Source organism: Parasedimentitalea huanghaiensis (genome assembly GCF_009753675.1).
Taxonomy (GTDB): Bacteria; Pseudomonadota; Alphaproteobacteria; order Rhodobacterales; family Rhodobacteraceae; genus Parasedimentitalea; species Parasedimentitalea huanghaiensis.
Map to the genome: position 1 here is coordinate 1 of NZ_WQLV01000032.1, position 12,042 is coordinate 12,042.

A 12,042-nucleotide genomic window follows, 5' to 3' on the forward strand; every position below is an offset into this window, starting at 1 on the left:
CTCTTCAGGCTTGGGTCTCTTAATGGCCATCTCAGGTCCTCCGCTTTCCTAATCATAGGGGCGGACCACTTCATTGGAGGAGGCTCACTTTCATACGTGGCGCCGTCGAACTCCACCTGCAGTGGGGTGCTGTTCAGGCGCAGGGTGGTGTCCTCATCAAAGCGGGCCAACCTGGACAATCCTGATCTTCTTTTGGGATGAATGTTTTTTTGCGCGTGGTCCATTTGATGATCTTCTCGCCAAGGCTTTTGCGTGCTTTTGTTGTCTTTCTCATGGTCCACTCTTCAGTGGTTGCGATGAGCCAAGAATTCTCTCTTCTCAAACTGGGATTGATAGAAGAGGACACGCTACTTCCGCATGTCGCTGAATTGGCCGGGTTGCGCTACGTCGTAGACACCTCGGATTACCGACTGGATACCACACGGCTGGGCTTATTGTCGCCTAACTATTGCAACTCTAACGCGCTGGTTCCTGTGCTTGCGCCACAGGGGCCCCTCTGATCCTTCTTAGCAAACCTTGCGACAAGGCAATCCAAGACGAGCTGAACTTCCATCCGGATGGTGGTGTGATTTTTGCGGTTACTTCGGCACGGATTGTCAGAACGATGTTGTCCGCATCACAGGGAGAGGATGGCCACGCTCTGACTTCGGATCAGCAGCGCCAAATTGACCAGCAGGTGGCACGGAGCGATGAGAGCGACGGTCCAGTCATCCGCCTTGTGTTTCCTCGGTTCCCACTGCTTATGGTGAGAGCATTGTTGCGCGGGTGCTTGATCCAAAGGCGCTGCGGCTAGGCTGGGCGCAACTAGGGTTCAACGGTGAAATCACCCAGCAAATCAAATCTGTGATAGTACAGCCCAGCGGGTTGTTTCTGATCACTGGACCAACCGGATCAGGCAAGACCACAACATTGTATACGGCGCTCTCCCATCTCAACCGCGACGACCGCAAAATCCTGACGACCGAAGACCCAGTGGAATACAACCTCCACGGGATTTATCCGTTCTTTTCTGCCCCAGAGCTCGTCTTCTTTGGTGTAATAAATGCTATCAAAGGAGCGGTATCAAAACGCGACAGGTCCAATGTGGGTGAGTTTAGACGCTCACTGACATCTCTGAATGTAGTCCTTGTACAAAAACAAATTCCAATCCTGGCGGGCAATGGAAAATTAAATGCACTCATGGGTTGACACGGGGAGGTTGTCAGCTACCTTTCACGGAATTTTGACTTTGACTTCTAAGGTATTATTGTGTTGCGATTTGCATTTACTCTGTCCGGCCTTCTAATTTCACTTTTAGCGTTCCATGAGCCAGTTTTTGCCGAAGAACTCGGTACAGAAACGTTGCAGCCCTCAATTGATGTCGCGACTGATGGCCCTGTAGAGATCGCAGAGGAAGCCGCTGCAAAGATAGGCATTGAAGGTGAAGTGCCCGACGGGGCAGAAAAACTGACTGATCCTGACAGCGACGAACCGACGATGGAAAGTGCTGTCGCAGCGATGTCCAGCGCACCATCGGATGGATCCGAGGACGGTGAGCGGCTGGCAGGTCTGGACAGCATGGGCAAGGTGCAAAGCGCAGCTGAATACGCAAGCTCTGCGGGAGAGCTTTTGTATCAAGTCCCCGTTCAAATGCCGAAGTACCGTGGCTTGGAGCCCAAACTGGGCTTTGTCTACAACTCTCAGCACACCGGGGTTAATGGTGCGATGTCGCTGATGGGACCAGGTTGGAATTTGAAGGGGTTTTCATCAATCGAGCGGGTCTCGTCTCGCCGCGGCGCGCCAACTTATCAGAGTGGCAAGGATATATTCCTGCTTGATGGAATGGAGATGCTCAAATGTAGCAATGGCCCGGTCACAATTGCGGGGGCTTCGACCTCCTATGCTAGCAGCCATGTAAAGTCTGAAAGCTCGGCGGGTTGTTCCGCCGGTGGGCATTTCACCACGTTAAATGAAACCTATTTCCGTATCAAATTCATCTCCAGCCGAAACGAATTCGAGTTGACCCAGAAGAACGGGGTCAAATTTATATACAAGAACGTGCACGCGCTGGCTCCCAGCGCCACGGTGGCGGGCGATGATTACAAGAACATGCGCGAGCGTCGCAAATGGTTGTTGAGTCGTATTGAAGACACTCAGGAAAACATGGGTGTGGTGAACTTTACCTACGAATTTAACACTGCCGGTAAATCCTATTATTGGCAGGGTTATCCAGAACGGCCGCACAAGATCGAATATGCAGGTTATGTAGTTGAGTTCCGCTACATTCAGCAGGCTCAACCGGTGGCACATTTCACCACCGGCACCAGATTTGTCGGGAAGCAGTTTCAACTGCTGGAAGCCGTCACCATCAAGCACAACAGCACTAAGATCCGTGCTTATGATCTGGTTTATGACACTACACCGGTAACTCGGAAAAAGCTGCTAAGTGAGATCAGGCCGATCGGCAATAACTTCTCGGTCCGCACCGATGGGACTTCGGCGGGTTCGGCCCTACCTTCGCATCGCTTTGAATACACCGAAGACGGCTACACGGTTCAGAACCGTTGGTATGAAAACCACAATGCCTACGTGCATCCGAACAAAGTGCACAATGGTGTTCATAGCTCCACGGGGCGCCATGGTGCCGATACCGCCGGTGAAACTTTCCACGGTCATATTCGAACCGTAGAAACCAACGGCGATGGTATCGATGAAATCCTAGCTCTGGATGTAAAACCTAACGGTACAGGTAACCCGCACTACCGCGAACGGTCAGGTCATTTTACCTTTGATATCAACGGCAATATGACTCGTAATTCTGCCGCATATGCAATCCCCAGCGGACGGTTTACAGACGGTGGATCCTATTGGGCCTTCCTGGGTATGAATCGGTGGACACCGGATCAAAACAGGCCCATGGCTATTCGTGGCCGTTTCACCAACACCGGGGATAAGCGGTATCTTGAGGCCAACCCCCTAACTGCCAACTGGTACAACAACCTTCAGGTAGATAGCGCTAGGGCGACTGATCGGGTGCATTGGTTGACCGGAAATTTTGACGGTGATCCTGAAATCGAAGTTATGATTCGCGATGTCATTCACGACGTAAATGAAGTTGCCGACACTGCGTCAGAACGCTTCCCCAAAAAGACGCTTTCCAATATCACACATCCTCGTTGCACAGGACGCACCTGGGTAAATGCGCGAGTTGCTGACGTGAATGGCGACGGCATTGATGATGTTCTATTCAAGGCGACTGAAAGCGGCCATTCTTCGCAGTACTGTCTCCGTTTAGTCAATGAAAATGGATATATTGACCAGCATTATAGTAGCGAGCGCGTTATCACTTGCTGTGCTAATGTCCGCAATCTATTTTATTGGTCCTTTGGCTTTGGTGACTTCAATGGAGATGGCATTCTCGATTCGGTTCGCTTTGGAAATGTTGACGGCTATGACACGCCTCTGTCCAGTGTAGATCAATTAGACCTGAAAGTGGCCACTGGGCACGGCGACGGCACCTTCTCTAGTCGGTCAACCTGGTTTGAAAATGTCGATATGCTTGGCATGTCGAACAATGAATATTACGCGAATGCAGTTATAGCGACGGACTTGAACGGCGACGGCTTGGACGATGTGGTTGTCTATGCCGGCTTTGATGACGCCACATATTCCTGGTCCAAGCGCAAACGCCCTGGGCCAATTCGGATGTTCCTGTCGACTGGGACCGGTTTTGTTGAACAGAAGATGTTCTCTGGTGGTGCAATTATCCGCGACTTTGGCACCATTGGCGACTTCAACGGTGACGGGGTGAAGGATCTTGCCTTTGGTGACAGCACCAGCAAATCTCGACCTCGTATTCTGTTTGGTAGTAGTGAAGCTGGGCACCGGATTACCAAGATCACCACAAATCTGGGTGAAACAGTAGATGTGACCTTTAAGCCATCCACTCATTTCCCAGATGATCAGACGCCCTATGTTCGACAACTGGTGCACACGGTCACAACCGATCCAGGGATTGGCGGCGCTCGGACCGTTACTTTTGGGTATAAGAATGGACGTTTTGACTATACCGCCCGTAAGCCGCTTGGTTTTCAGGAAGTCCAAGTAACCCTTCCACTTGTGGGCGATGAAACCGAAGAGCTGGTGCAAGTCACTGAATATATGACCGGGCACGTAGCCGAAATAGGTTTGGTCAAACGCCAGTTCATTAAATATGGCTCAACAATCTACAAAGACACTCAGAACACATGGTCGGTGGTCAAGTCTGGCAACGGCCCTTATCGGTCGATGAAAACTCGCGAACGGGTTGGTGCTCGGCATGGAAACCGGCTGATTTACAGGCAGAAAGACTTCACCTACAATCAGTACAATGAAGTTCTAACCGAAATTGATCGTGGCTTTGATGGGGCTCAGGACGACACCTCGATTGGGTATCGCTATAATGCAAATACTTCAGCCTATATTGTTAATAAAGTTGCTATCAGGGCGACCCACAAAGGCACCACGCCTTCGACCAGCAAAAATAACCCTGACCGGTTGTATGCGGAATATTTCCAGTATGACGACCGCGGTCTCTGGGAAGCGCCGATAAGGGGCAATGCGACCTTGCACCGAATTTGGACTGGCACCATCGGCAAAGATACTTCGCGTATTGTACGTCGGGTCACCTATAACGAAAACGGTAACCCAACCGAAGAGCGGAACGCGCTCAACCATCCGACAACCTACACCTATACCGGGCCGGAAGGAATATTCGAGGCCACGGTGTCCAATGCAAAAGGGCACCTGCAGACTACAACTTGGAATACCGCTTGCCAGAAACCGGCCACGGTGACTGATCCGAACGGTTTGGTCACCAGCTATACCAATGATGTGCATTGTCGAGAAACGATGAAGCGCGTTGCCTGGGGCACCAAAAATGCAACGCGCCAGGACTTCAAAACAAACTATGTGAGCATTGGCAACGCTACAGCGCAATATATCGAGACCTCTCAGAAATCCTCCAATACCTTGAGCGGTCAGCAGACTCAGTACAGACGCAAGTATTTTGACGGCGCCGGTAACGTATATAAAGAAACGACTTCTGGGGCGACGAGTTCTATCAATACCGCAAGTGTAATTCTGAGACGGTTGGATGCACGTGGTCGCAAGATTTGGGAGTCGAATCCGATCTCCTGGGCGGATGCGGGCAACAATGATGCCACCGAAGACCAGCGGACCAGCTTTACCTATGATCCTGCCGGCCGGGTGACGCAGATGACTTTCGCCAATGGTGCGCAGCGTGTGACCACTTATTCTAACAAGCGGCGTACAGAACTAACTGGACAGAGAACCTACTTTCCGCAGGTCAATGTCTGGGGAGAACAGTGCGACGATGGGAATGAGGCGACTGTTTGTGAAGAGAGTCAGCAGGTAGTCGATGCCGATGGGAACATCCTGTGGCGTTTCGAGCCTGACCGGGCTCTGACGGATGTGGACACGGGAACTGGAATTTGGCGCTACACACGTTATGAGTACGACCATCTGAGCCGGTTGATACAGGTCATTGACCCAGGCGGACTGACCTTCACCTACAAATACGACGTCTATGGCAACCGGGTTGAGCAGTCAGACCCTGGGCTGGGGCGCTGGTCCATGGAGTATAATGCTGACAATTCCCTGAAACGCCAAGTCGATGCTAAAGGGCAGGAAATCTACTTCTGGTATGATGCGCTGGGTCGGGCCGTGCGAAAGCGGGTTCAGCTGAAGAGCGAGAACGGATCGCATGTCTCATATACCAATACTTATATGCGCTATGATGGGGACGAGAGTACAAAGGCTGCCGGCAATTACTATACTGGTTTCCTGACCAAACAGTGGACCGATGGGCCAGATGCCCATGTTGTCGAAAACCGCTACGACCGCCGCGGGAACGTCGTCTGGCAAAACAATACGGTGCGTGGAAAGACTTATAACTGGTCGGCACAATACACGATTTCGGGCCAGTTGTCCCGGCAGACATACTTCTACAAACCGGGGCAAACCAGCCGCACATGGACACCGGCCATTAGCTATGACACCGCGGATCGTCAGGTTGCCTTTGGCGGTTACATTACCTCGACGACCTATGATCTATGGGGCAATATGACCGAACGCCATTATGGAAATGGTGCGCGGACACGGAACTATTTTGATGCCGCGCGTGGTTGGGTCACCTCAATGCGCCACTATGACGCTAACAATAAGAACCTTGCCTATGCGATCTATACAAAATCGGTGTCTGGGCGGGTTTTAAAGGTCAATTCGATCAACCATCAGGGCGATCTGGAATATACTTATGATTATGCCGGTCGTTTGCTGAGTGCACAATATTGGGGCAATAAATCCAATGTTTCGACTCAGGTGGATCAGACTTTTGCCTATGACAAGGCGGGCCGGATGCGGTTCAACAGCAGGGTTGGAACCTACAACTACGCGTCGACCAAGACAGTGGGAAGCAATGGCAACTCCTTCCACGGTCATGCACCCGGAACAATCACCGAAGTAAGCCCCCTGGTCACCCAACGCTTCGAATATGACGCCAATGGCAACATGACCGAAGGACTACACGGCAAGGTAATGACCTATGACGGTGAGAACCGCCCGCAAAGTGTGACCTATAACGGCAATACAACCAAATACGTCTATGGCTCCGATGGCTCGCGTCTGCAGAGGATTGAGAAAGCCGGTACCTCGGAACAGGAGATCACCGTATATCTCAACGGAACCGAGATCCGCCATTTCGGAGAGGGATCGAGCGTTGAGGAAATGGTGACTCATCTGGCTGATGAGGTGCGAATTTCCTACGGGGGCGCGCTGAGCGCGCGTATGGATTACCTGCATTACGACCAACTGGGTTCGGTTATCGGCATGTCAAACGCGGCGGGGGCCACAGCGCAGCGCACGGCATTCTTGGCCTTCGGCACCACGTCCTATGATCGCCAGTTTGACAGCACCATGCTGGAGGAAAATAAAGGCTTCGTCGGTGAACGCTATGACGCCGATGCTGGCCTGCAGTTCCTGAATGCACGTTATTTCGATCCGGAGCTGGCCCTGTTCATTCAACCCGATTGGTTTGAGGTGACCGAGCCGGGCGTTGGGACTAACAGGTACAGCTATTCTTTTAACGATCCGGTCAATCTGAAAGATCCGAACGGTAATGCCATACCGCTTCTGGGTGTCGCTCTGCTCGCCTGGAACGCTTTTTCAACTATCTTGGATGTGTTTGAAAACGTGGACAGGCTCACCAAAATTGTCGTTGGAATTTCTACAGGAAACCCTGCCATGGTTGGGGCCGCTGTTTTGGATTTCGCCATTGACCTAGCACTGGATAGGATACCCTTTGGAAGTTACTTAAGGAACCCTTTGAAGAATTTTTTGGGACGGGTTGGAATAGATGCGGATTGGGTTGGTCAAAAGGCAGTCGCGGCACTGGAGGGCAAGAAGGTTAACGGAGCTCTGGAAGCGTCGGATTTCCATAAGGCCAATACAGGCCTGCAGGCGAATCGCATACGCGGAGTGGAGTTCGAAAACTTTGTTTTGAATTCAATTGGCACGACCAAAAACACCAAGACACTCAAGACCTCGCTTGCGAATACCATTCCGGATGGTATGGGCCGTGGAGTGGGCGGCATTCTTGAAATCAAAGATGTTAAAACCATGCGATATACTAGGCAGATGCGTAGTCAGTATTTGGCGGCAAAAGATGCTGGAATGCCTCTGAACCTCATTCTAGGCCCATCCAATCAAACCATTCATCCGAGGTTGATGAAAGCTATTGAGAGTACTGGCGGCAGCGTAATAAGGTATCGGCCCGATCTGAGCGGTTGGGATCAAGTTAAGTTCTAACCGAGGAGAGCATAGAGAAATGGCAAAAAGTTCAATTGTTCTGACATTAAGCTCAACCGTGCAAACGCACGGTTGGGCCTTCGCCCAACAGGCGCTGAAACCCCTATATGACAGCGACCCACGCCTGCAGCCGGAGCGGGTGGGTCTGGATGATACCGACCTGCGCAAAAAGCTGCCTTGTGCCAGAATTGAAGATGTAAAACCCTTCTGGGCTCCGGAAGCAGAAGAGCGGGACGGTCACCCTGAACGGCCCGTTTCGGACTTCTACTGGAAACGTATGAAAGCGCCACGCGTAGAAGGTATGCTTGGGCAAAGCTGGCGAAATTCCAAGGGAGACCTTTTGCCGGCCAGTGTGGACCTCCGAGCAACCTATGCCAAAAATCTTGATTATATGAGACTTTTTGAGATTTGGTGTAAACTATACAAACCTAGCCAAGGCTATTTGCATTACTTTGGCGAGAAGGAGCTGCCCCAAGGCGAATTCGTCACCGGTGAGACAGAGGCGGAACGAGTGCAGCAACGCGCCCTCAGCTCCTTTGCTTTGGGCAGTTTCGGAGCTGACGGCGACCAGCAGACCTTCAATCTTGGCTTTGCCAATTACTTTCCTGAAAGCCTGATGACCCCGGGGGTTTGTGCTGAATTGACAGAGCAGGGCTTTGATGTGTCGTCCTTAGGTGAGGGGGTTATGCTCAAATTAAGCGAAAGCCTAGAAGCGGTGAAACAGAATTTCGCCCAATTCTCTAGACGGCGTGCAAAAGCGAAAGACATCATTGGCGTGCAACATTTTGTAGTTGTAGGTGAACCTAGCTGAACCCAAGTCCCCAAATTTTGTCCCCTTCACGCTGAGCCCTAAGGTCAAGTCTATGGGGACTGTTGCGTTATCAGGACTAAGTTTGTTTTGAAGGGATGGTTTAGGCCAAGTAGTCAACTATTCAAGCGTCGTCGGCTCCCTATGGCTTAACAGACTTGAATTGGGTGGAAACAAGCGTTGATTTGGTCACGCTAATCTGACAGTCATCATTGAATCTGTTTCTTACCACATTCTCGGGAAGAGAGCCGGATTTTACAAATATGGAGGTAAGCAGCCCAACATGATTGGTCCAATCACGCACTAACTTTCAAGTTGGGCCATTCAAGTGGGCAGCTCACGGCAGTGCCGTTTCTCAAAAGCCCATAGCCACTTACTACGCTCTGCGTGAAAAATGGATGAATTTTGCGCGGGAAATGACCACCAAAGACATCCACCAAAGAGCGCTGGTGCCGCCTTCGTAAGCTATTGCAAGACGCAGAAAAACCAACGGTGACATTATCTTAACTTGGAATTCTAATGCGTCTCCCCTTCATAGCTATTGTAAGTTTTCTTCTCACCGCCTCCACTGCACTTGCGGATATCCGCGCGGATGTGCGTGAGCTGTTCACCCGCGACATGACCCGCCTCGACTTTGCCCGTGTGAAAATCGAAGTGGATCGCATGATCGATCCCAGCATCGATGTGGATGCGCAGCTCGCTCAGATCGACCAGATGATCGCCACCATCCGCACCATGCTGCCGCCAAACGCGACGAGCTGGGATAAGGTCGAAACCATCCGCCGTTATATCTATCAGGCAGGAATATGGAATGATGGCCGCGCCTTCAGCTATGACCATGATGATCCTTACGGCCTTGATGTGCGTAACAAGCTGTTGTCGGACTATATCCAAGATCGGCGCGGCAACTGCATCACCATGCCGTTTCTGTTCATCATCCTCGGCCAACGGCTGGGGTTGGATGTAACGCCAGCCATGGCACCTCTGCATGTCTTCGTAAAGTTCACCGATGATCAAGGCGCGACGCACAACTTAGAGACCACAAGCGGAGCAGGGCGCGCGCGTGATCAGCACTATCGTGATCTGCTGCCCATCACCGACGCGGCAGTTTCCAACGGCGTGTTCCTCACCTCTTTGGATGCCGAACAATCCGTAGCGGTCATAGCCGCCGTGATTGTCGAAGAGCTGATCGCAGAAGGGCGCTACCATGACGCTATGGCTGTAGCCGACATGTTGATCGAACATTACCCAATGTTCGCTTACATCATGGTTAAGAAGGCTACAGCGTCCTACCACCTTCTGCGCACGGAATTTCACGAGAAATACCCAACAGCGCAGGATGTACCAGAAGATCAGCGCCCCTATCTGGCTTACCTTCACCGGGTCAACCAGGGCGCGTTTGACAGGGCGGAATCTTTAGGTTGGCGGCCTTTGAAAAGATAGGATAGCCACCAATTGAACTTACACGTTATGGATGATTGCCAATGTTCCGCATTTTGAAACAGTTGATTGCAACAATTACGATATTTGCTTTTCTCACAACATCGTCACACGCAATGTTTGTTCAGCCTGATTGGTACGACCCCACTCACCCCGGCGTTGGAACAAACCGATACGCCTACAGCTTTAATGACCCAATCAATAAAAGTGATCCCAACGGAAACTGTGTAGCTGGGTGTGTTGGTGATGGAGCTCTCGCAGCCAGCGGCCCACCCGGATGGGGCGTTCTCGCGGTTCTCGGAGTGATTGCACTAGGCGCATACGCTTACTCAACGATGACAACGACTAATGATCCACTAAGTAATATCTCCACTAGCGAAGAAAACCCTTTTGGCATTGACTTACATGGTGGGAAGGCAGGGATTGATCTACCAACACCCGAAGACCTTACGGGGGCCTCTACCGAAGAACTAGAAGAGTATGTTGATTTAATCGGCTCAAGCATCGAGCAACGAGAGCGAGAGCTTCGGGAGAACAGACACGGCCTTAGTCCAAAAGAAAAGAAGGGACACCGCACTAAAATAGCTAACGAAGAGAAGAGCAGGGCACAGGCCGAAGCCGAGCTAGGTCTGAGAGGCGCGTTAGAAGAAAATGAAGAAGGCTCCTCGGAAGACGGTGATAATGAAAGCGAGGGCGAAAATGAAGCGGAAGAAAGGTGATCAAGAAACCGATTTAGGTGCAACGCAATCAAAGGAAAAATCCGTTTTTGAGTTGGCAGAGATGTTATCCAAAACCGATGATGTAGATGAAGCACTTCGGTTCGAGGAGATGATTTGTAAAAAAATAAACGAGTCGAACGTCTCTGAAATCAAGGATCTTTTCAGCTCAAAAGATCGATACTGCAACGTCGCTGCGCTCAGGATCCTATCTGACTCCGGTCGCGTTGGGCTTTCAAACGCCTATCGTTACGTAGACCCGTTATTTGAACATGATGACCTTGTCCTGAAAAGGCTGTGCCTCAGCCTAATAGAGCAACACAATTACTACCATACCTCAGCCAACAAAAGAATGGCACAATTGGGAAGCTTTCCTGATGAACCCATCAAACGAAGCGTTAGAGTATGGCTTCTGTGGCGCACTGTAGAAGAGCTGGAAGAGTTTTCAACAGCCTCTCAGCCACTTAATGAACAGATTGAAGCCCTCATAGGCCTAATAGTTTCGTTTAAGTCAAAAAAAATGGGCGTCGAAGATTTTTTCTCCAGTCTCTCAGCTTTGGATGACATTGCGTTTCGTGAATACACCAGATTATCCAAGCAAAAGGCGGGGCGTGCGCATACAGTATTTCACAACAAATAGACCGAAGATTTCATGATGCACATACCTAAGCTCTAGCTGAAAATGGCAGAACCCATAGAAACCAACTTCACGGCTCTGATGTGCGCTGCCGCCGCACTGGGGGAGAGATCAGGAAGCCAATCATCGAGGCCTCTCGGAACCATATGGCACGCCTCTTGCCGGATAGCCCATCTAAATTCTCCACCTCATCCACACTCTTCAGGTTCTGTTGGAAAATCTCCATCGCAGTGATCGGCAGGTGAGGCGGGAGGCAGTGATGTTTGGCCTTGGTTTGCAGCCGTCTGGTCACCATAAAAAGCCAGTCCCAATACCGCCGATTGGATGCCACTAGCAATGACGTAGAGGTCTGTGGCCAGTCCAGCAACAGCTGTTCCTAGCGTTCAGTAAGGTTCTACTTCACATCAAGAGTTGACGGGGTCTACACGGTTCTGGTGCCAAATAAGAAGCGAAGTGGCTTTTGTTGGCACGGGTTTGAGCGCTTTATCAAAAGCGGTGAAGAGGGGGTGGCGGATATGCATTGGACCTGTCGCGCTTTCGTGCCGCCCCAAGTGCTCGTTTAAGCCACCATCCGTTCGAAGGCGACTGGGCTTTTC

General features: G+C 51.1%; 8 protein-coding genes and 1 pseudogene. 7 read left to right on the plus strand and 2 right to left on the minus strand.

Annotation, left to right across the window (positions count from 1 at the left end; genetic code table 11):
* Positions 1–281: hypothetical protein (locus GO984_RS23515; protein ID WP_209279465.1), on the minus strand; the 281-nt coding region annotated here is incomplete at its 3' end.
* A 15-nt stretch (positions 282–296) separates the two neighbouring features.
* Between GO984_RS23515 and GO984_RS23210 the strand changes: the two genes are divergently transcribed.
* From GO984_RS23210 to GO984_RS23240, 7 genes and pseudogenes are all read left to right on the plus strand, one after another.
* On the plus strand, positions 297–500 hold the full coding sequence (locus GO984_RS23210) for a hypothetical protein (protein ID WP_209279466.1): 204 nt from the start codon (positions 297–299) through the stop codon (positions 498–500).
* A 232-nt stretch (positions 501–732) separates the two neighbouring features.
* Positions 733–1,188: pseudogene (locus tag GO984_RS23215) on the plus strand (ATPase, T2SS/T4P/T4SS family); the annotation flags it as partial.
* Between the two features lie 63 nt (positions 1,189–1,251).
* Positions 1,252–7,845 (plus strand): RHS repeat-associated core domain-containing protein, encoded by a 6,594-nt coding sequence (locus GO984_RS23220; RefSeq protein WP_157024919.1) that lies wholly within the window; start codon positions 1,252–1,254, stop codon positions 7,843–7,845.
* Positions 7,846–7,984: 139 nt separating this feature from the next.
* Complete coding sequence (locus GO984_RS23225; RefSeq protein ID WP_157024920.1) at positions 7,985–8,656, plus strand: hypothetical protein; 672 nt, start codon at positions 7,985–7,987, stop codon at positions 8,654–8,656.
* A 516-nt stretch (positions 8,657–9,172) separates the two neighbouring features.
* Positions 9,173–10,096, plus strand: coding sequence for a transglutaminase family protein (locus tag GO984_RS23230; RefSeq protein ID WP_157024921.1), 924 nt, complete (start codon positions 9,173–9,175; stop codon positions 10,094–10,096).
* A 41-nt stretch (positions 10,097–10,137) separates the two neighbouring features.
* Entirely contained in the window at positions 10,138–10,812 is a 675-nt protein-coding gene (locus GO984_RS23235) for an RHS repeat-associated core domain-containing protein (RefSeq protein ID WP_157024922.1), read from the plus strand.
* Complete coding sequence (locus GO984_RS23240; RefSeq protein ID WP_157024923.1) at positions 10,793–11,449, plus strand: hypothetical protein; 657 nt, start codon at positions 10,793–10,795, stop codon at positions 11,447–11,449. Before GO984_RS23235 ends, GO984_RS23240 begins: the two co-directional genes overlap by 20 nt.
* Positions 11,450–11,516: 67 nt before the next feature.
* On the opposite strand, the gene GO984_RS23245 is transcribed toward GO984_RS23240, so the two are convergent.
* Positions 11,517–11,813, minus strand: coding sequence for a hypothetical protein (locus GO984_RS23245; protein ID WP_157024924.1), 297 nt, complete (start codon positions 11,811–11,813; stop codon positions 11,517–11,519).
* Between the last annotated feature and the right edge of the window lie 229 nt (positions 11,814–12,042).